General features: G+C 65.0%; 18 protein-coding genes and 1 pseudogene. 8 read left to right on the forward strand and 11 right to left on the reverse strand.

The window, feature by feature from the left end:
* Positions 1–2 precede the first annotated feature (2 nt).
* The 9 genes from AZSI13_RS07880 to AZSI13_RS07920 form a co-directional block, all read right to left on the reverse strand.
* Positions 3–848, reverse strand: coding sequence for an electron transfer flavoprotein subunit beta/FixA family protein (locus AZSI13_RS07880; protein ID WP_109040622.1), 846 nt, complete (start codon positions 846–848; stop codon positions 3–5).
* Positions 841–1173, reverse strand: a complete 333-nt coding sequence (gene nifW, locus AZSI13_RS07885) for a nitrogenase-stabilizing/protective protein NifW (protein ID WP_109040623.1) — start codon at positions 1171–1173, stop codon at positions 841–843. Before nifW ends, AZSI13_RS07880 begins: the two co-directional genes overlap by 8 nt.
* Before the next feature lie 14 nt (positions 1174–1187).
* Positions 1188–2342, reverse strand: a complete 1155-nt coding sequence (gene nifV, locus AZSI13_RS07890; RefSeq protein WP_109040624.1) for a homocitrate synthase — start codon at positions 2340–2342, stop codon at positions 1188–1190.
* 290 nt (positions 2343–2632) lie between these two features.
* Positions 2633–3850, reverse strand: coding sequence for a radical SAM family heme chaperone HemW (hemW, locus tag AZSI13_RS07895; RefSeq protein ID WP_109040625.1), 1218 nt, complete (start codon positions 3848–3850; stop codon positions 2633–2635).
* A 36-nt stretch (positions 3851–3886) separates the two neighbouring features.
* Positions 3887–4486 carry an RdgB/HAM1 family non-canonical purine NTP pyrophosphatase gene (gene rdgB, locus AZSI13_RS07900; RefSeq protein ID WP_109040646.1) on the reverse strand — a complete coding sequence of 200 codons (600 nt, stop codon included), beginning with the start codon at positions 4484–4486 and terminating at the stop codon, positions 3887–3889.
* 5 nt (positions 4487–4491) lie between these two features.
* A complete protein-coding gene (locus AZSI13_RS17505; RefSeq protein ID WP_165833389.1) occupies positions 4492–5409 on the reverse strand; it encodes a hypothetical protein in 918 nt (305 codons plus the stop codon).
* Positions 5410–5423: 14 nt separating this feature from the next.
* Entirely contained in the window at positions 5424–6140 is a 717-nt protein-coding gene (gene rph, locus AZSI13_RS07910) for a ribonuclease PH (RefSeq protein ID WP_109040626.1), read from the reverse strand.
* 9 nt (positions 6141–6149) lie between these two features.
* Positions 6150–7061, reverse strand: a complete 912-nt coding sequence (locus tag AZSI13_RS07915) for a PP2C family serine/threonine-protein phosphatase (protein WP_109040627.1) — start codon at positions 7059–7061, stop codon at positions 6150–6152.
* Positions 7058–8023, reverse strand: a complete 966-nt coding sequence (locus AZSI13_RS07920) for a serine/threonine-protein kinase (RefSeq protein WP_109040628.1) — start codon at positions 8021–8023, stop codon at positions 7058–7060. Before AZSI13_RS07920 ends, AZSI13_RS07915 begins: the two co-directional genes overlap by 4 nt.
* A gap of 118 nt (positions 8024–8141) precedes the next feature.
* Between AZSI13_RS07920 and AZSI13_RS07925 the strand changes: the two genes are divergently transcribed.
* The 8 genes and pseudogenes from AZSI13_RS07925 to AZSI13_RS07960 all read left to right on the forward strand — a co-directional run bounded on the left by AZSI13_RS07925 (position 8142) and on the right by AZSI13_RS07960 (position 16015).
* On the forward strand, positions 8142–9008 hold the full coding sequence (locus AZSI13_RS07925) for a YicC/YloC family endoribonuclease (protein ID WP_109040629.1): 867 nt from the start codon (positions 8142–8144) through the stop codon (positions 9006–9008).
* Between the two features lie 17 nt (positions 9009–9025).
* A complete protein-coding gene (gene gmk, locus AZSI13_RS07930; protein WP_109040630.1) occupies positions 9026–9634 on the forward strand; it encodes a guanylate kinase in 609 nt (202 codons plus the stop codon).
* Between the two features lie 31 nt (positions 9635–9665).
* Positions 9666–9833, forward strand: a pseudogene (rpoZ, locus tag AZSI13_RS07935) (DNA-directed RNA polymerase subunit omega); the annotation flags it as partial.
* A gap of 71 nt (positions 9834–9904) precedes the next feature.
* Entirely contained in the window at positions 9905–12145 is a 2241-nt protein-coding gene (locus tag AZSI13_RS07940) for a bifunctional (p)ppGpp synthetase/guanosine-3',5'-bis(diphosphate) 3'-pyrophosphohydrolase (protein ID WP_109040632.1), read from the forward strand.
* A 5-nt stretch (positions 12146–12150) separates the two neighbouring features.
* Positions 12151–13401, forward strand: a complete 1251-nt coding sequence (locus AZSI13_RS07945) for a D-amino acid dehydrogenase (RefSeq protein ID WP_109040633.1) — start codon at positions 12151–12153, stop codon at positions 13399–13401.
* A gap of 44 nt (positions 13402–13445) precedes the next feature.
* Complete coding sequence (locus tag AZSI13_RS07950) at positions 13446–14237, forward strand: enoyl-CoA hydratase/isomerase family protein (protein WP_109040634.1); 792 nt, start codon at positions 13446–13448, stop codon at positions 14235–14237.
* A gap of 39 nt (positions 14238–14276) precedes the next feature.
* Entirely contained in the window at positions 14277–15098 is an 822-nt protein-coding gene (locus tag AZSI13_RS07955; protein WP_109040635.1) for a TatD family hydrolase, read from the forward strand.
* Positions 15095–16015, forward strand: a complete 921-nt coding sequence (locus AZSI13_RS07960; RefSeq protein WP_109040636.1) for a bestrophin family protein — start codon at positions 15095–15097, stop codon at positions 16013–16015. The genes AZSI13_RS07955 and AZSI13_RS07960 overlap by 4 nt, the downstream gene beginning before the upstream one ends.
* 37 nt (positions 16016–16052) lie before the next feature.
* On the opposite strand, the gene AZSI13_RS18300 is transcribed toward AZSI13_RS07960, so the two are convergent.
* Complete coding sequence (locus tag AZSI13_RS18300; RefSeq protein WP_109040637.1) at positions 16053–19973, reverse strand: M10 family metallopeptidase C-terminal domain-containing protein; 3921 nt, start codon at positions 19971–19973, stop codon at positions 16053–16055.
* Positions 19974–20052: 79 nt separating this feature from the next.
* On the reverse strand, positions 20053–20607 hold a 555-nt coding region (locus AZSI13_RS17540), incomplete at its 5' end, for a calcium-binding protein (protein ID WP_268807513.1).

A 20607-nucleotide genomic window follows, 5' to 3' on the forward strand; every position in this document is an offset into this window, starting at 1 on the left:
GGTTAACCCGCCCGCTTGGCGATTTCCTTTTCCAGCTTGGGATGCTGGGTAAACACCTTGGCCAGGAGGGTCACGGCCAGGTTCTTCGGATCGTTGTCCACCGTCTCCACCATCTCGGCCCGCTGGCTGCGCGGGCGGGGGGCGAAGACCTTGCTCACCACGGTGGGGCTGCCCTTGAGACCGATCATCTCGGCATCGTCGATGCCGGCGGCTTCCCGGTTCCACACCTTGAGGTCGTAACGGGCGGCGCGGAACAGGTCGTCCAGGTCACCGAAGCGCATCTCGTTGGTGCCCTCGAGCATGGTGATCAGGCAGGGGGTGGCGGTCTTCAGGAGCTGCACGCCGCCCTCGGCCCGGCGCTCCACGGTGATTTCCTTTTTCTCCAGATCCAGATCGACGATCTTGGAGACGTAGGTCAGCAGCTGGTAGTCGAGGCGTTTGGCAATGCCGGGACCCACCTGGGCGGTGTCGCCGTCGATGGTCTGCTTGCCGGTGAAGATCAGGTCCACCGGCATGTTGCCCATGATCTTCTGGATGGTCGTGGCCAGGGCGTAGGAGGTGGCCAGGGTGTCGGAACCGGCAAAGGCCCGGTCGGACACCAGGATGGCGTCGTCGGCCCCGTAGGAGAGGCACTTGCGCAGGGCCGCCTCGGCCATGGGCGGGCCCATGGTGACCACGGTGACGGTGCCGCCGAACTTGTCCTTGAGGCGCAGGGCCTCTTCCAGGGCGAACAGGTCGTAGGGGTTGATGATGGCCGGCACCCCCTGGCGCATGATGGTGTTGGTCACCGGATGCACCCGGATCTGGGCCGAGTCCGGCACCTGCTTGATACAGACGACGCTATGCATGGCTTGCCTCTCCTAGGGAGCGGCGCAGGCTGTCGAGGGACACCCGCTGCACGCCCTGTTGAAACACTTTGAAAACCTTCTGCTCCACTCCGCTGGAATGGACGAAATCGGTATAGGCCCGGGCCAGCAGCTCGGCGCACTTGGCGCGGGCCAGGCCGGGGTTGAGGCCCTCCAGACCGCCCTCCCGGGCCAGGTACTGGTTGAAGCGCTTGAGGATGTGCAGGCGCGAGACGCTGACCACCGCCGGGTCGAAGTCCAGGCCGAAATAGTTGAGGAATTCCTCGGCGGTGGAGAGCTTCTGCAATTCGTCCATCAGGGTTTCCATACGCTTCTCCTTGTTCAGACGACGTGCAGCCGGGGGGCCGGGCGGCCGCTCCCCTGCATGCCTTCCAGGTAGTAACTCATCAGTTCGCGAAAGCCCGGGGGGCGCTTGAAGGCCATGGCGTAGCTGCGTACCCGGGAGAGGATGCGACGGGCCATGCCCTCGTCGATGTCGATGCCCAGGTCCTTGTAGGCGTGGATCACGGCGGTGGAGCCGGAATGCTTGCCCAGCACGATGCGGTGGCCCTTGCCCACTTCCGCCGGATCGAAGGCCTGGTAGTTGTCCGGGTGCTTGGCCAGGCCATCCACATGGATGCCGGCCTCGTGGGTGAACACATTGGCACCGACGATGCTCTTGTTCACCGCCACGGGGCGGCCGGAAGCCTTGGCCACCAGGTCGGAGATGGCCGGCAGCTGCAGGGGATCGACGCCGCTGTCGATGTCGTAGAGGTGCTTGAGGGCGATCACTGACTCCTCCAGGGGCGCATTACCGGCCCGCTCGCCCAGGCCGTTCACCGTGGTGTTGATGTGGGTGGCGCCGGCGGTTACCGCGGCCAGGGTGTTGGCCGTGGCCAGCCCCAGGTCGTCGTGGGCGTGGATTTCGATTTCCAGGTCGCTGTTGGCCCGCAGGGCGGCGATGCGCTGGTGGGTGATGAAGGGGTCCAGCACGCCCAGGGTGTCGGCGAAGCGGAAGCGGCGGGCGCCGGCGGCCTGGGCCGCCTCCATGACCCGCAGCAGGAAATCGGGATCGGCCCGGGAGGCATCCTCGCCCCCCACCGCCACTTCCAGCCCGGCGGCCCGGGCCTCGGCCACGGTACGGCGGATGCTTTCCAGCACCCAGCGGTGGTCCTTGTTCAGCTTGTGGCGGATCTGCTGATCCGATACAGGCATGGAGAGATTGACGATATGGGCATTGCAGCGGCGGGCGGCGGCCAGGTCGGACGCGCACATGCGGCCCCAGACCATAAGACGGCTGGGCAGCTTGAGGATCGCAATGGCCCGGATCACTTCCTGCTCCAGGTCGCCCATGGCGGGAATGCCCACCTCCATCTCCGGCACCCCGGCAGCCGCCAGGGCCTGGGCGATGGCCAGCTTCTCCTCGGCGGTGAACGCCACCCCGGCGGTCTGTTCGCCGTCGCGCAGGGTGGTGTCGTTGATGGTGATGGTTGTCATGGCATGGCCTCTTGCCCTGACTTCAGCAATAAGGGTGCCAGCCCTGGATCATCAAAATAAACACAATTAAATCAACAAATTATTTAATTGCCGCAGGAGCTGATGGGACACGACGGAAATGCGACAAATGTCGCTTTTCCCACAGCAGGGAATTCGCCCCTGCGGGGAGACAGCCGCTAGCGGGGCCTGGGTTCAGGCCGGCAAAGTGCTGGAGGGAAACCGGGGAAGACCGGGAGAAACGGAGCGTTTGAGGGAAGCAACGGCGGGCGGGAGAACACCGCCCGCCAGAATCACGCCGCGAGGAAGCGGGTCAGCAGGGCATTGAGGAAGCGCCGCCCCTGGTCGGTGGGGGCGATGCACTGGGCTGTCTGGGTGAGCAGGCCGTCATCTACGGCCGCCACCAGTTGCTGGCGGACCAGCAGCAGGGGCAGGCCGGTACGCTGTTCGAAGAGGGCCGGATCGAAGCCCTGGTTGAGGCGCAGGGCATTCATGAGGAACTCGAAGGGAAGGTCGTCCACCGTCACCCCATGCTGCTCCTGGATGGGCCGGCCGGCACCCACCTGTTCCAGGTACTGCTTGGGCTGCTTCCAGCGCATCTGCCGCTGCACGGAAAAGCCCCCCTGGTCCGGCAGGGTGAGCTTGCCGTGGGCCCCGGCGCCGATCCCCAGGTAGTCGCCGAAGGTCCAGTAGTTGAGGTTGTGCCGGCATTGGTAGCCGGGCTTGGCGAAAGCCGAGGTTTCGTAATGCACGTAACCAGCCTCTGCCAGGCGGGCCTCGATGGCGTCCTGCATGTCGGCGCAGGTATCGCCCTCCGGCAGCTCGGGTGGCCGGGCGGCAAAGAGGGTATTGGGCTCCAGGGTCAGCTGGTAGCAGGAAAGGTGGGGTGGGGTGAAGGAGAGGGCCGTTTCCAGGTCGGCCTGGGCTTCGGCCAGGCTTTGCTCCGGCAGGCCGTACATCAGGTCGAGATTGAACCGCTCGAAGTGGCGCTTGGCCAGTTCGATGGCAAAGCGGGCCTCGGCGCTGTCGTGGATGCGGCCCAGGGCTTGCAGATGACGGTCGTTGAAGCTCTGGATGCCGAGGGACAGGCGATTCACCCCGGCCTCGCGGAAGGCTGCGAACTTGCCGGCCTCCGCCGTGCCCGGATTGGCCTCCAGGGTGATTTCCGCTTCAGGCAACAGAGGCAGGCGCATACGCACCGCCGTCAGCAACTCATGGAGGGCGTCGCCGGAGAGCAGACTGGGGGTACCGCCACCGATGAAGATGGAGGAAATCTTGCGCCCCCACACCGAAGGCAGGGCACTCTCCAGATCGGCGATAAGGGCGGCCACATAGGCGACCTCTTCGTTTTCCAGCCGGGCTTCGTGGGAATTGAAGTCGCAGTAGGGGCACTTCTTCACGCACCAGGGCACGTGGATGTAGAGGGCCAGGGGCGGCGGGCTGGTGAAGTGCAGCGGGCTGCCGCCGGCGCGGGCGCTGCCGGCGACGGCGATGGGAATGATGCGGGACACAGAAACTCGAAAGGAAGCGGACGGTCCTGAGAACCCTCAGGCCGCCGGGAGTTCCTGCTTGAGGCGTTCAATCAGCCGGGCCATGGCCTGGCCCCGGTGGGAAAGACGGTTCTTCACCTCGGCGTCCAGCTCGGCGGCCGTGGCCTGTTCCGCCGGCACGTAGAACAGGGGGTCGTAACCGAAGCCCCCCTCGCCGCGGTAATCGCCGATGATCTCGCCGTGCCATTCGCCCTCGGCCACCAGGGGCTGGGGATCTTCGCCGTGGCGCACCAGCACCAGCAGGGAGACGAAATGGGCACGGCGGTCGGCCACACCTTGCAGGGCGGCCAGCAGCTTCTCGTTGTTGCGGGCATCGGACTTGGGTTCGCCGGCGTAGCGGGCCGACTGCACACCGGGAGCGCCACCCAGGGCCTTGACGCACAGGCCGGAATCGTCGGCCAGGGCCGGCAGGCCGGTCAGCTGGGCAGCATGGCGGGCCTTGGCGAGGGCGTTCTCGAGGAAGGTGTGGTGGGGCTCTTCCGCCTCCGGTACCCCCAGTTCGCCCTGGGGAATAAGCTGGATGCCCAGGGGCGTCAGCAGGGCCGACAGTTCCTTGAGCTTCTTGGCGTTATTGGAGGCGAGAACGATCTTTTGCATGGCCATCAATCGAGACGTTGGTAGGGAACGCGCTGCAGTTCCTTGGGCATGGCATCGCTCCGGCCCAGCAGCACCAGACCGATGCCGTCGAGGAGCGCGCGGGTGATCCTGCCACCGGCAACGCGGAAGGCGGAAAGGCCGAAAGCACCGGCATTGCGGCAACGCAGGACGAGGGCATGGTTGGCGAAGTCAGCCTCCACAGAAAGCTGCATGGGAATGGCTTCCGGCAGGGTGAAACGCAGGCCGGGGCCGCCTTCCGGCAGCATGGTGCTGTCTTCCTGCTGTACCCGCAGGTTCACCATTTCCAGCTCCTTGCGCAGGATGGCAGCCTGGTCCAGGGGGCAGACCGCCACCAGGGGCTGGGGCGCCTGGTAACGCACCTGGAACAGCACCTTCTCGTAGTAGCTGCGATCGAAGCGGGTGGTGCTGCGGTAATCCACGAAACCGTCATGCCAGGCCAGACCGGAGAAATGGTTGCGGGCATTGAGGCGATAGACCCGGGGCAGGGCCGGCTTCAGGGTGTTGGCGTGGCGGACGAGCTGGTTGAAGTAATCGAACACCGCCTTCAAATCCTGGTGCAACTGCTCGGTCATGGCCTGCTGTTGCCGCTGCTGCTCGGCATCGTCCACCGTCCGGGTGGCTGCCGCCTCGGCCAGTTCCGCCAGCAGGTCCACGAATGGGAGCGCAGGCTCCGGCTCGGCTGGGGCCGCAACACCTTGCGGCGCCCGCGCCGGCTCCGGCGGCAGCTGCCGCTTGGCATCGGCCGCGATGGCGGGAAAATCCTTGGCCTGGGAACGCAAGCCGGTGACTGCCGGATCGGCCACGGCATTTTCCAGACGCTGATCAAAATCGGCGATGGACTGTTCCAGGTCGTCCAACAGGGCCTTGATGGGATCTAGCCCCTGATCCTTGGCGCGATGCATGGGATGGCTCCGAATCAATCCGCCAGGGCGGTTTCCTGGGCGTGGATGAGCTGACGAATGCCGGCCTCGGCCAGATCCAGCAGGACATTCATCTGCTGCCGGCTGAAGGGCTCGCCCTCGGCGGTTCCCTGGACTTCCACCAGGCCGCCGCTGCCGGTCATGATGACGTTCATGTCGGTATCGCAGCCGGAGTCTTCCGGGTAATCCAGGTCGAGGACCGGAGTGCCCTGGTAGATGCCGACGGAAATGGCGGCCACATGTTCGCGAATGGGATTTTCCGCCAGCTTGCCGGCAGCCACCAGGGACTGGCAGGCATCCCACAGGGCTACCCAGGCGCCGGTGATGGAGGCACAGCGGGTGCCGCCATCGGCCTGCAGTACGTCACAGTCCAGGGTGATCTGGCGCTCCCCCAGGGCCTTCAGGTCGGTGACGGCGCGCAGGGAGCGGCCGATCAGGCGCTGGATTTCCTGGGTACGGCCGGTCTGCTTGCCCTTAGCCGCCTCCCGGGCGCTACGGGTGTGGGTGGAGCGGGGCAGCATGCCGTATTCGGCAGTGACCCAACCCTGGCCCTTGCCCCGCAGGAAGGGCGGCAGGCTCTCTTCCACGCTGGCGGTGCACAGCACCTTGGTGTCGCCCATTTCCACCAGCACCGAACCTTCGGCATGGCGGGTAAAGCGGCGGGTGATGCGGACGGTACGGAGCTGGTCCGCGGAGCGCTGGCTGGGACGCATGGAATTTCCTTACTTGGAGTATTTCTGGATGGCGAAGCGGATTTCGCTGATGGCCTTTTCGATCTCGTCGTCGGAGAGATCGGTCTTGTAGGTGGGGTCCCGGCCGAACTCGCCGAGCTTGGTGGTCACCGCATCCAGGGGCATGGTCTGGGTCATCACCGTGCTGGAGGCTTCCTCGCTGTAGCTCTGTTCCCAGCGCACGGCCACTACGGAAAGGTTGTCGCCATAGGGGCCGGAGCGGATTTCCGCCTGATTGAGCAGCATCGGCACGGCTTGCATCAGGTTGGCGCCCTTCAGGGAACTGGCCATGATGTCGCCGGGCAGCGGCCCCCACAGGCCATCGGTGCAGAGGACCAGAACATCGCCGACTTCCAGGGGGGTCTTGCGGGAGAACTCGATCTCGGGCGGATTCTCGCCCCCCAGGCAGCTATAGACCTTGTTACGGTCCGGGTGGGTGGCAGCCTGAGCTTCGCTGATCAGGCCTTCATCCATCAGCAGGCGGACCCGGGAATGGTCCCGGGTGGTAGCCAGCACCTTGCCGTCGCGCATGTGGTAAAGCCGGGAATCACCGGCATGGGCCCAGTAGGCAATGTTGTCCTGGATGAGGCAGGCGACGCAGGTGGTGCGGGGGGAATCCTTCAGCCGGTGTTCCTGGGAATAATCCAGGATGGCATGGTGGGCATTGGTCATGCCCTTCTGCAGAAAGAGGAAGGGATCGTCGATTTCCGGCTGGGCATCCCGCTGGAAAGCGGAGGTGAGGCTCTGCACGGCAATCTGGGCCGCAACCTCGCCATGGTGATGCCCCCCCATGCCGTCGGCGACGACCAGCAGCACGGCCTCCCGGGAATAGCAGTAGGCAATGCGGTCTTCGTTGTTCTGCCGCTTGCCGACGCGGCTTTCCTGATAGACGGTGAATTTCATTTAGCGGTCATTCCCTTGATCTTGCCCACCAGCTGGTCCAGCCAGCCGCTTCGCTCATCTGCCTGAGGCTTGCCCTTGACGGGCATCTCCACCACTTCGGTGAGGGCTTTTTGCAGGGCGAAAACACTTTGGGGGCGATACAGGTGATTGAGGCACAGACACCAGTCGATAGTCTCCAGCAACTGGTCTGAATAATGGCCCTCCCAGCGTACCGAGGCGGGCTGCAGCTGGTCTTTCTCCATGCGGGCATCCGCCGCTTGGGGTGCTGCCCCTGCGAGACAGGAGTACATGGAGGCGCCAACGGAATAGATGTCGCTCCAGGGCCCCAGTTCGTCCCGCTTGAAATAGTGCTCGGGTGAGGCGAAGCCCGGGGTGTACATGGGCTTCAGCATCGGGGTGTCGGAATGCAGGGTCTGGCGGGCGGCACCGAAATCAATGAGGACCGGCGTGTTGTCGGCCCGCAGGTAGATGTTGGAGGGCTTCAGGTCCAGGTGCAGCAGCTTGTGGGAATGGACTTCCCGCAGGCCGTTGAGCATGCGGGTGAACACGCCGCGGATGAAATTCTCGTGGATGTGGCCCTTGTGCTTCTGGATGAACTCCTGCAGGGTGCGCCCCCGCTCGTATTCCATCACCATGTAAACGGTGTCATTGGCACGGAAGAAGTTCAACACCCGGATCACGTTCGGATGGGACAGCTTGGCCAGGGCACGCCCCTCTTCAAAGAAGCATTTCATGCCGTAGCGAAAGGCAGAAAGATGCTCCTGGGAAATATTCGGCCTGGTTTCCCCGTCACCCCGCAGGGCCAGGCTGGCCGGCAGGTATTCCTTGATGGCCACAGGCTTGCCGTCCGGCCCCTGGGCCAGGTAAACGATGGAAAAACCACCCACCGAGATCTGTTTCTCGATGCGGTAGTCCTCCAAGACAAATCCGGCAGGCAGGGGTGTGTTGGCTTGTGACGCCATGAAATCCGACGCTATGATACGGTTCTTCCGCGCATTGTCAGGCTTTGCCCACGGGCTGTAAAGCTGGCATATCCCTTCGCCGCCCCCTGCCGCGCGTCCTCCGATTCCAAGGAATTCCATGATTTACAGCATGACCGGCTACGCCGCCAAAACCCGCGAGGTGGCGGGAGGCTCCCTGCACCTCGAATTGCGTAGCGTCAATTCCCGCTTTCTCGACATCCATTTCCGCATCGTGGACGACCTGCGGGTGCTGGAACCGGCCCTGCGCGAAGCCATCACCGCCCGCCTCTCCCGGGGCAAGGTGGAACTGCGTCTGAACCTGGTGGCCGGTCAGAACCAGAACCGCCAACTGGCCGTCAATGCCGAACTGTTGGCGCAACTCAAATCTCTTGAAGGGGAAGTACGCCAGACCCTGCCCGGCGCCGCCCCCCTCTCCGTTGCCGAAGTGTTGCGCTGGCCCGGCATGCTCGGGGAACAGGAAGTCGATACCGCTGCCCTGCACGCCGCCGTGCAGGAACTGCTGCAGGAAGCCCTGGCCGATTTCACCGCCAGCCGGGCCCGGGAAGGTGCCAAGCTGGCCGGCCTGATCCAGGAACGGGTCGACAAGATTCGCGCCACCGTCGCCGCCGTCACCCCCCTCATTCCCCAGGCCCAGGCCACCTATCAGGACAAGCTCAAGCAGCGTCTGGTGGAAGCCCTGGGTAGCGCCGACGACGAGCGGGTGCGGCAGGAAGTGGTGCTGTACGCCACCCGCATCGACGTGGATGAGGAACTGACCCGCCTGCAGGCCCATCTCACCGAGGTGGAGCGCATCCTCAAGGCCGGCGGCAACGCCGGCAAGCGCCTGGATTTCCTCATGCAGGAACTGAACCGGGAAGCCAACACCCTGGGTTCCAAGTCGGTGCTGACGGATGTTTCCAAGGCCTCCATGGATCTCAAGCTGCTTATCGAGCAGATGCGCGAGCAAATCCAGAACATCGAGTAAGGACGTCAGGAACAGCCATGAGCGGCCATCTCTACATCGTCACCGCCCCCTCCGGCGCCGGCAAGACCACTCTGGTCCGCCTGCTGCTGGAGAACGACCCAGCCATCGGCCTCTCCATTTCCCACACCACCCGGGCACCCCGTGCCGGTGAGGAAAACGGCAAGGCCTACCATTTCACTGCCGTCGCCGACTTCCAGGCCATGGCCGCCCGCGGCGACTTTCTCGAATGGGCCGAGGTGCACGGCAATTACTACGGCACCTCCCGTACCTGGATCGAAGGTCAGTTGGCCGCCGGCCAGGATGTCTTGCTGGAAATCGACTGGCAGGGCGCCCAGCAAGTGCGCAAGGTCTTCGGTGACGCCATCGGTGTCTTTATCCTGCCGCCCTCCATGGAGGAGCTTGCTCGTCGCCTGGCCGGCCGCGGCACCGACAGCGAAGCGGTGATCACCCGTCGCCTGGCCGCCGCCCGGGACGAGATGCGCCATGTAGGCGAATTCGACTATGTTATTATTAACAACGACCTGCAGACGGCCCTCGCCGACCTGCTGGCCGTGGTGCGCGCAACGCGCTTGAAGCTTCCCGAGCAGCAGGAACGCCACGCCGGATTGTTCGCTTCGCTGCTCTAAATTTTCCGAATTTTGATTGATTGGATGGACCATGGCCCGAGTTACCGTTGACGATTGCCTGAAACGTATTCCCAACCGCTTCCAGATGACCCTGGCAGCCACTTACCGGGCCCGCCAACTGGCCAACGGCGCCACTCCCATGCAGGAAGCCGGCAAGGACAAGCCCACCGTGGTGGCCCTGCGCGAACTGGCTGCCGGCCAGTTCGGCGTCGAAATCCTCAATCGCGGTCAGGCCTGATAAGGCATCGGGCGGGATGAAGGATTTACGGCATGGATACGGCTACCGACCCCGCCCCGCCCACCCCCGCTTCTCCGACGCCGCCGTCTGCCACTTCCTTCGCACCGGCGCCTGACCCTGCGGCGGCTGCCGCACCCTACCCGTTCAACGACGACCCGGCCTACCGGGTCTTCCTGGACAGCCTCGATTACCTGAAGCCGGAAGAAATCGCCAAGGTGAAGGAAGCCTTTGCCTTTGGCGAGGCTGCCCACCGGGGCCAGAAACGCCTTTCCGGCGAGCCCTACATCACCCACCCGCTGGCCGTGGCCGGCGCCATCGCCGAATGGCGGCTCGACGCCACCGCCATCATCGCCGCCCTCCTGCACGACACCATGGAGGATACGGGCATCTCCAAGGAGGAGCTGGCCGAGCGCTTCGGCAAGGGCGTGGCGGATCTGGTGGATGGGCTCTCCAAGCTCGACAAGATCGAGTTTTCCTCCTACCAGGAAGCCCAGGCGGAGAACTTCCGCAAGATGCTCCTGGCCATGGCCCGGGATTTGCGGGTCATCCTCATCAAGCTCACCGACCGGCTGCACAACATGCAGACCCTGGGCTGCATGCGCCCGGACAAGCGCCGCCGCATCGCCCTGGAAACCCTGGAGATCTACGCCCCCATCGCCAACCGGCTGGGCCTGAACACCGTCTACCGGGAATTGCAGGACCTCTCCTTCAAGCACACCCACCCGATGCGTTATCAGGTGCTGCTGAAGGCCGTCATGGCCGCCCGGGGCAACCGGCGCGAGGTGCTGTCGAAGATTCTCGACGGCATCCAGACCAAGATGCGGGAATCCGGCATCGACGCCCAGGTTTTCGGCCGGGAAAAGAGCCTCTACTCCATCTACCGCAAGATGGTGGAAAAGCGCCTCTCTTTCTCCCAGGTGCTGGATATCTATGGCTTCCGTGTCGTCGTCAAGGATGTACCCAGCTGCTACCTCGGCCTGGGCGCCCTGCACGCCTTGTACAAGCCCCTGCCGGGCAAGTTCAAGGACTACATCGCCATTCCCAAGGCCAATGGCTACCAGTCCCTGCACACCACCCTGATCGGCCCCTACGGCACGCCGGTGGAAGTACAGCTGCGTACCGAGGAAATGCACCACATGGCCCAGGAGGGCGTGGCCTCCCATTGGCTTTACAAGGATGCCGAGAAGAGCGCCGCCGAACTGCAGTACCAGACCCACCGCTGGCTGCAATCCCTGCTGGAGCTGCAAAGCACCGCCGGTGACTCGGCGGAATTCTTCGAGCATGTGAAGATCGACCTCTTCCCGGATGAGGTCTACGTCTTCTCCCCCAAGGGCAAGATTTTCTCGCTGCCCAAGGGCGCCACCCCGGTGGATTTCGCCTACGCCGTGCACACCGACGTGGGCAACCGCTGCGTCGCCGCCAAGATCAACTACGAGCTGATGCCCCTGCGCACCGAGCTGAACAGCGGCGACCAGGTGGAAATCGTCACCGCCGCCCACGCCAACCCCAATCCGGCCTGGCTCTCCTACGTCAAGACCGGCCGCGCCCGCAGCAAGATCCGCCACTTCCTGAAGACCCGCCAGCACGAGGAATCCGCAGCCCTGGGCGAGCGCCTGCTGAACCAGGAACTGTTCGGCCTCGGCATGACCCCTTCGGAGCTGCCGGATGCCAGTTGGGAAGCCGTTCTGCGGGAGGGCGGCAGCCGCTCCACCAAGGAGGTCTACACCGACATCGGCCTGGGCAAGCGCCTGGCCGCCGTGGTGGCGCGGCGCCTGCTGGCCCACGAGGCGACGCTACCCAATGCAGAGCCGACCACCCATACCTCCGTGGTCATCCGCGGCACCGAAGGCATGGCTATCCAGCTGGCCCACTGCTGCCGGCCCATTCCGGGCGACCCCATTATCGGTTCCATCAAGAAGGGCCAGGGCCTGGTGGTCCATACCCACGACTGCGCGCTCATCCGCAAGTCCCGCAATGCTGAACCCCAGCGCTGGATCGACGTGGAGTGGGAACCGGAACCCGGCAAGCTCTTCGACGTGGATATCCATGTCGCCGCCCGCAATGCCCGGGGCGTGCTGGCCAAGGTGGCCACCGAAATCGCCGAGTCCGGCTCCAACATCGAGAAGGTCTCCATGGCCCCGGACCCGGGCTTCTACACCACCCTCAACTTCACCGTGCAGGTGGCCAACCGGGCCCACCTGGCCCGGGTGCTGCGGGCGGTGCGGCTGATTCCCGAAGTAGTGCGCATCACCCGGGAACGCCAGGAGGACTAGGCCGGGTGCGCGTCATCGTCCTCGGCGCCGGCGTCGTCGGTGTCACCAGCGCCTGGTACCTTGCCCAGGCCGGCCATGAAGTGACGGTGGTGGACCGCCAGCCCGGCGCCGCCCTGGAAACCAGCTTCGCCAACGGCGGCCAGATTTCCGTCTGCCATGCCGAGCCCTGGGCCAATCCACGGACTCCTTTCAAGGCCCTGCAATGGTTCGGCAAGGAAGATGCGCCCCTGCTCTTCCGTCTGCGCTGGGACCCGGCCCTGTTGGCCTGGAGCGTCCGCTTCCTCGCCCAATGCACGCCCGGGCGCACGCGGGAAAACATCCGTCGTATCGTCGCCCTTGCCCTCTACAGCCGGGGCCGGCTGCAGGCCCTGCGCCAGGAGCTGACTCTGGCCTACGACCAGCGTAGCCAGGGCATCCTGCATATCTATACCCAGCCCGAGGAATTCGCCGCAGCCTGCCGTGCCGCGGCCCTGATGCGGGAATTCGGTCTGGACCGGGAGCCGGTGGATGCCGCCCGCTGTGTCGCCATCGAACCGGCCCTGGCCGGCATCCAGTCCCGTCTGGTCGGTGGCGACTTCACGCCCAGCGACGAATCCGGCGACGCCCACCAGTTCACCCGCCTGCTGGCGGAAAAGGCGGCGGCCCGGGGGGTCCAGTTCCGCTACGGCTGCACCATCGAGAAAATCGCCGTGGCTGGCGGCCAGGTAGCCGGGGTAGTGGCCGGCGGCGACCTGCTGCTGGCGGATGCCTATGTGGTGGCCCTGGGCAGCTATTCGCCACACCTGCTGCAAGGCACCGGCGTCGCCGCTCCTATCTATCCGGGCAAGGGCTATTCCGCCACCATTCCCCTGGGGCCGGACAGCGTCGCTCCCAGCGTCAGCCTCACCGACGACGAGCGCAAGATCGTCATTTCCCGTCTGGGGGATCGCCTGCGGGTGGCAGGCACCGCCGAGTTCAATGGCTACAACCTGGATCTCAACCCGGTACGCTGCCAGGCCCTGTTGCAGCGGGCCCTGGAGCTATTCCCGGAGTTACGCCCTGCCGCCGAACCCCTTTACTGGTGCGGCCTGCGGCCCGTCACCCCGTCCAACGTGCCCCTCGTCGGCCGGACCCGTCTGCCCAATCTGTGGCTCAACACCGGCCACGGCACCCTGGGCTGGACCCTGTCCTGCGGATCTGCCGCCGCCCTGGCAGACCTCATTTCCGGCAAACGGCCGGAGCCGGATTTCCCGTTCCTCGGAACGGCACAACCATAAGGCCGCAAAGGCCACCCCACCACCACCCAAAAAGGAGACAACCCATGAGCACCGTGCTTTCCCATCTGGAAGACGGGGTCCTGACCCTGACCCTCAATCGTCCCGAATCCCTCAATGCCTTGAATCTGGCCATGATCGAAGACCTGCGGGCCGCCACCGCCCGGGCCGAACACGATGCCAACGTAGGGGCCGTGGTGATCCGTGGCGGCGAGCATTTCATGGCCGGTGGCGACCTCAAATGGTTCCACAGCCAGTTGGCCCTCCCGCCGGCAGAGCGCCAGGCCCTGTTCGAGCAGACCATTGCTGCCGTCCATGCCACCACCCTGCAGGTGCGCCGCATGGGCAAGCCAGTGATCGCCTCCGTCAATGGCGCCGCCGCGGGCTTCGGTCTCTCCCTGATGCTCGCCTGCGATCTGGCAGTGGCTGCCGAGACGGCCTATTTCACCCTGGCCTACTGCCACATCGCCCTCTCCCCCGATGGCGGCGCCACCTGGTTTCTGCCCCGAGCCGTCGGCGCCAAGCGGGCCGCCGAAATCGCCTTGCTGGGGGATCGTTTCGATGCCGCCCAGGCCAAGGATTGGGGCCTCATCAACCGGGTAGTGCCCGCTGCCGAACTCGAGACCGAGACCCTCAAGCTGGCCCGCCGCCTGGCCGCCGGCCCGCGGGAAGCCCTGGCCCGCACCAAGGCCCTGCTCCAGGCTTCCAGCAGCAGTTCCCTGCCCGAGCAGCTGTTTGCCGAGCAGACCAGCTTTGCTGCCTGCTCCGTGCACGACGACTTCGCCGAAGGCCTGGGTGCCTTCCTGGAAAAGCGCAAACCCGCCTTCGGCCGCAGCTGACCCTCTGCCTACCGCCTGCCCGCTGCCACGCCGGCCGCCATGCTGATCGACACCCACTGCCACCTGGATGCGGCGGAATTCGCCGCCGACCGGGACGACATTTTTGCCCGGGCCCAAGCGGCCGGGGTAGGCGCCCAGGTAGTGCCGGCGGTAGCGGCCGCCACCTTCGTGGACGTGCAGGCCTGCTGCCGCCGCTATGGCGGCTGCTTCCCCGCCTACGGCATCCACCCCATGTACACTCCCCGCGCCGGGAACGAGGACTGCGCAATCCTGCGCCGCTGGCTGACGGCGGAGCTGGGCGGCCCCCAGGCCCCGGTGGCCGTGGGGGAAATCGGCCTCGACCTGTATGTCCCGCAGTTGCAACAGGGGGAAGGCCTGGCGCGGCAGGAGGCATTCTTCGTCGAACAGCTGAAAATCGCCCGGGATTTCGACCTGCCGGTGATTCTTCACATCCGCCGGGCGGTGGATCCGATCCTCAAGCAGCTGCGCCGCTTCCGCCCCCGGGGTGGCATCGCCCACGCCTTCAACGGCAGCCGCCAGCAGGCGGAAGCGTTCATCGCGCTGGGGTTCAAGTTGGGCTTTGGCGGCAGCATGACCTTCAGCGGTTCCACCCGCATCCGGGAGTTGGCCACCACCCTGCCCCTCGAGGCCCTCGTGCTGGAAACCGACGCACCGGACATTCCCCCTGCCTTTCTCACCCCCGGCAGTGACCGACGCAACAAACCCGAATACCTGCCCCGCTTTGCCCTGGCCCTGGCTGAACTGCGGGGCATTCCCCTGGCAGCGGTGACTACCGCCACCAGCGCCAACGCCCTGGCTGCCCTGCCGGGCCTGGCCGCCACTTTCCGAGCTGCCCCATGATCGTCCGCAAGCGCCCTTCCCTGCTCCAGCTCTTTTTCATCTGGCGCGGTTCCATCGTGCCCCACGTGCTGCCCCAGATCACCTTTGTCGCCACCTTTGCCGCCCTCATCACCTGGGCGGCACAGCACTACGGCGACCTCTTCCCCGATTATTCCGCCGCCCCCTTCGCCTTGCTGGGCCTGGCTTTTTCCATCTTCCTCGGTTTCCGCAACAACGCCTGCTATGACCGCTGGTGGGAAGCACGCAAGCAATGGGGCGCGCTGATCGTGGAGTTGCGTTCCCTGGCCCGGGAGACCCTGGTGCTGGAAAACGATGCCGCCGGTGTCGCCCTGCGTCGCCGGCTGGTTCGCCGCAGCCTGGCCTTCGCCCACGCCCTGGCCGCCCGCCTGCGGGGTCGCGATGCACTGGCTGAAGCAGCTCCCTTTCTACCAGAAGAAGAAACGGCCCGACTGGGCAGCACCCGCAATCTGCCCGACGCCCTGTTGCGGAGACAAGCCGAGGAACTGGTGGCCGCCCTGCGGGCCCAGCACCTGGGCGACATCCTGTACCAGGGGCTGACCCAGCGGTTGCTCGCCTTGTCTGCTGTGCAAGCCGCCTGCGAGCGTATCCGTAATACGCCCCTCCCCTTTGCCTACACCCTGCTGCTGCACCGCACGGCCCATCTTTTCTGCCTGTTGCTACCCTTCGGCCTGGCCCGCTCCGTCGGCTGGGCGACGCCCCTGCTGACGGCGGTGCTGGCCTATACCTTCTTCGGCCTGGACGCCCTGGGCGATGAGCTGGAGGAGCCCTTCGGTACCCTGGAAAACGACCTGCCCCTGGATGCCCTGGTACGCATGCTGGAAGTGGACCTCGGCGAGGCCCTGGGCGATACGGACCTGCCGCCGGACAGCCAGCCCCAAGGCTACGTGCTGCTGTAGCCACCAGCCCTGGCCGGTGGCCTGACGTTCGGGATGCTCAGATGAGCAGGAAGTCCTTCACGGTCAGGCCGGCATGGTTGTCGAGCATGGCAAACTTGATGGCCGCCATGCCGCCCACCCCATCCTGGTCGTAATACAGGGCGCCGCTCTGGGTGTCGTAAATGATGCGGTCACCGGCATCCTGGGCCGCCGTAGCGCCAGCTGCGGCATAGAAGGCGTCGCCGGACAGGCTGCCCACCTGAAGGCTCATGAACACGCTGGTGTCCAAAGCAATCCGGTCGGTACCCGTGGTGAAATCGGCAATGCGGTCCACATTGTCGGTAGCACTAAGCAGGGTAGTGAACCGGAAGACATCGCGGCCAGCCCCGCCGAACAGCCAGTCGTTGCCATTGCCGCCATCCAGAGTGTTGGCCACGCCGTTACCGGTCAGATGGTCGTCCTTGCTGCCGCCAACGGCATTCTCGATGACCGTGCCGTAGGCAATGCCCAGGTTGTCATGGCCCAGGTAGGTGGGCACTTGGCTCCCGGCATAGAAGGCCGGCAGCAGGTCATAGGCCGAAGTCAGCATGCCGATGGAGGAATAGCTGCCCGGCGTCAGGTCGATGGCGCAGGCCCGGGTCTGGTTGGAGCAATCCAGGGTATCCAGACCACCGCCATCCCACAGGGTCATGAAGAAGGGACGGTCCGTCGGCAGGGCATAGGTATCGGCTCCACCGTGGCCGTTGGCATTGGCGCCGTACAGGTATTGCAGGGCGGCAATGTCGTAGGTCATGAGGGACTCGGCGCTCCACTCAAAGGCGGTGTAGCTGTAGGCCTGGGCCGTGCCGGAGACTTCCACCACATAGCTGTCCGCCGGATGTTCGTAAGACATGATGGTGTAGCGTTCGCTATCCACCGCCGTCGGCAGCACCGGGGATTCATGGGGATGCTTGAGCCCCAGGGCGTGGCCGATTTCATGGATAACCGTGGCCCAACCATAGCTGCCCGGTGAGAAGTCGGTGTTGGAATCCTGGTTATTGGCCAGGAACACATCGCCGCCCAGGCTGGAAAAGCGGGACGGGTAATAGGCGTAGCCGGCACTGCCGGCCTGGAAGTTGGTACCGAAGCGCAGCTGGCCGCCACTGCCCAGGTCGCTGACCTCGACAAAGGTGATGTTGGCGGTCTGGGCAATCTCCGCCAGCGCTTCCCGTACCGCCGTTTTCTGGACTTCCGTCATGGGCTTGAAGCCCTGGGCATCGTCCACTTTGGCGTAGAAGGGCACTTGGTTCATGAAGCTGTAGCTCAGGGTGACCGCCGTGCCCAGGGCTGCATTGCTGTTCCAGCGCACGCTGGAATCCTCGATCAGGCCGGGCAGGAGATAGTCGGGCAGGGAATAGGGCAGGGTCTGGTTGCCGTTGCCACCACCAATGTCCACACCTCCGTCAGGCAGCAGGGCTTCGATGGCGAAGGACGAACCATCGCCGAAGCGCACCCGCTCGATGCCGGTCAGGGTGTCCTTGCCGTCGGCGCCCTGGATGACGTAGCTGGTACCGGACTTGGCCACAGCATACTGGCTCCAGTTGCCGGAGAACTCCGCCACATCGTCGCCGTCGCCACCGATCAGGATGTCATTGCCGGCCCCGCCCACCAGGACATCGTCCCCCAGCCCCCCCTTCAAGGTGTCGTTCAGGGCGCCGCCCTCGATGCGGTTGCCAAGGGCATTGCCGGTCACTGTGATGGCCTTGCTGCCCAGGTAGACCAGATTTTCGATGCCCTCGCCAAGGCTGTAGCTGGTCACGGCGTCACCGATCAGTTTGATGGTATCGGCCTCGCCCCCTTCATCCCGCACCACGTCGCCGGCGTTATCGACGAAGTAGGTGTCGTTGCCCAGTCCCCCCTCCATGCGGTCCGCACCGCGGCCGCCGTTGAGGATGTCGTCGCCGGCACCGCCGCTGAGGCGGTTGGCCAGATCGTTGCCGGTGCCGGTGAAGGCACCGTCACCGGTGAAGCTCAGGGCCTCCACCTGGGGATTGGCTTCCAGGGTGTAGCTGGCCAGGCTGGTCTTGATCCAGTCATAGCCGCCACCGCTCAACTCCAACACCTGATCTCTGGTGTCATCAACAATGTAGATGTCGTTGCCGGCACCGCCCGTCATGACATCGGCCCCACTACCACCCTCCAACGTATCGTTGCCAGCGCCGCCGTTCAACACATCATTGCCGGCGCCGCCGCTCAGGAGATCGTCGCCCCCCTCGCCGTTGAGCACATTACTCTTGTCGTCACCCGTCAGAACATCGGCCTGCTGACTGCCGGCCATGGCCAGCAGATCCCGCGCGCCATCGCGATTGAGCAGGCGGATGGCGGCCGGATCGGCGGCAAACACCACCTGTTCCACCCCCGTCACGGTCAGCGTACGGCCCAGGCCGGTAATTTTCACGCCGCTGGCAGTGGGCAGGGAGAAGCCGTAGTCGTCAGCAGAGCCGGGGAGATAGAGGGTATCCACCCCGGCACCGCCGTCATAGCTGTCGTTGCCGAGTTCTTCCAGGAAACGGTCGTCGCCGTCTCCCCCCAGCAGCTTGTCGTCACCGGCATTGCCGAGCAGCACATCATCCCCTGCCCCGCCCTTCAAGGTGTCGCTCAGGGCGCCGCCTTCAATGCGGTTGTTGAGGGCGTTGCCCGTCACCGTGATGGCCTTGCTGCCTTCATGGATCAGGTTCTCNTCCGTATTGACCGTGTCGTTGCCGGCCTTATCCAGCTCGGTGATCTGGTCGTCCGCACTGTCCACCACATAGGTGTCATTGCCGGCGCCACCCCGTAGCTGGTCGGCGCCGCTGCCGCCGTCGAGCAGGTCATTGCCGGCACCACCCTCCAGCACATCGTCGCCAGCCTGGCCGAAAAGCTGGTCGTCGCCCCCCAGCGCCTCCAGGGTATTGGCCTGATCCGTCCCGGTGAGGATATCTGCCTGCTGGCTACCCGCCATGGCCAGGAGATCCCGCTCGCCGTCGCGGTTGAGCAGGCGCACCACGTTCGGAGCATCGGTGAATACTACCTGCTCCACATTGCTGACGGTCAAGGTGCGCTCGTGACCCGTGATGCGCAGGGTGGTGGCCGAGGGAATGGAAAAACTGTAGTCCGCCGCCAAACCCTCCAGTACCAGGGTATCGGTACCGCTGCCGCCGTCATAGGTGTCATTGCCGCTCTCGGCCAGGAAACGGTCGTCCCCGCCGCCGCCGACCAGCTTGTCGTCCCCGCCGAAGCCACTCAGTTCCTCGCCGCCGTCACCGCCGGTGATGGTGTCCGCACCGTTGAGCAGGCCGGAAAGGAAGGCGGTGGCATTGTTGGTGGCGCTGTCGAGGGCAGCAACGTCGCTCCACAACCAGTTGCCGCTGGCGTTGATGGTCTGGCCATTGGCACTGAAGATCAGGGCGGTAACCTTGCCGGAGACCTGGCCATTGCTGTCGGAAGCGGTGAAGGCACCCAGATAGGTCAGGCTCGCCACCACATTGCCGGCATCGTCCAGGGAAGCGATTTCCAGTCGGGACATCCGGGCATCGTCGGCAACGGCCACATTGTCGGCCCCGGTCATGGAAATCTGCCAGCGTCCCTGGGTATCCACCACCTTCATGCCGGTAATGGTGCCGGCGGGCGTGACACCACCGGCACTGAATTTGGCGGTGACGGCCCCCGTCAGGCTGGCCTTGTAGGGGGTGTCCTGGAAAGTGTATTCAAGACGCGTGACGCTGGGCGCCAGGGTATTCAGCTTGCTCCCCCACTCCTCCACCCGATCCCCGTTGTTGAGCAGGCCGGCCACATAGGTGGGACTCTCCGTATCGAACCCGCTGAATCCCGAGGTCAGGGCGTTGTAGTAGGCCCGCTGGGCAAGAACGATGGCATCGGCAATGGCCGGCGCGTTTTCGAAGGGAGCGGCAGCCTGCTCGAAGCTGCTTGCCGAGGTCCAGGAGCTTTTGACGATAGCCATGGGCAGATTCCTGTGGCGGGGTGAGCCATGAAGGCCCGGCCGGGACAGCCCCAGGCCGGACCAAGGGTGGAAAAGGGGATCAGCTCAGGCCGAAATCCCCTGCGGTCAGGGCCGGGTGGGCCGTGGTGCCCAGGGTGGCGACCAGATGGGCGCCATCCCCGGTGCCATTGCCGTCGGCATCAAAATAGAGATTGCCGGTCTTGGTGTCGTAGAACAACCGGACATCGGCCCCCTGGGCTTCCTTCATGCCGGCGCCCGAGGCGAACTGGCTGGCATCCAGGGACCCGCCCACCCAGTTCAGGCCGGTGAAAGCGGTGCCGCTGAGGATCAGCTTGTCCACACCGGCGGCGAAATCAGTCACCACGTCGATTTCGCCGCTGGAGGGCAGGAAGGTGAAGTCGAACACCACCTTGTCGTTGCCCTGGCCAGTGGTCAGAAAATCCTTGCCCCAACCGCCCGTCAGAGTGTCGTTACCGTCACCGCCAATGAGGGTGTCGGTACCATCGCCGCCGACCAGCACATCATCCCCTGCCCCGCCCTTCAAGGTGTCACTCAGGGCGCCGCCTTCAATGCGGTTGTTGAGGGCGTTGCCCGTCACCGTGATGGCCTTGCTGCCTTCATGGATCAGGTTCTC

Origin of the sequence: Azospira sp. I13 (assembly GCF_003112695.1) — a bacterium.
Lineage (GTDB): Bacteria > Pseudomonadota > Gammaproteobacteria > Burkholderiales > Rhodocyclaceae > Azospira.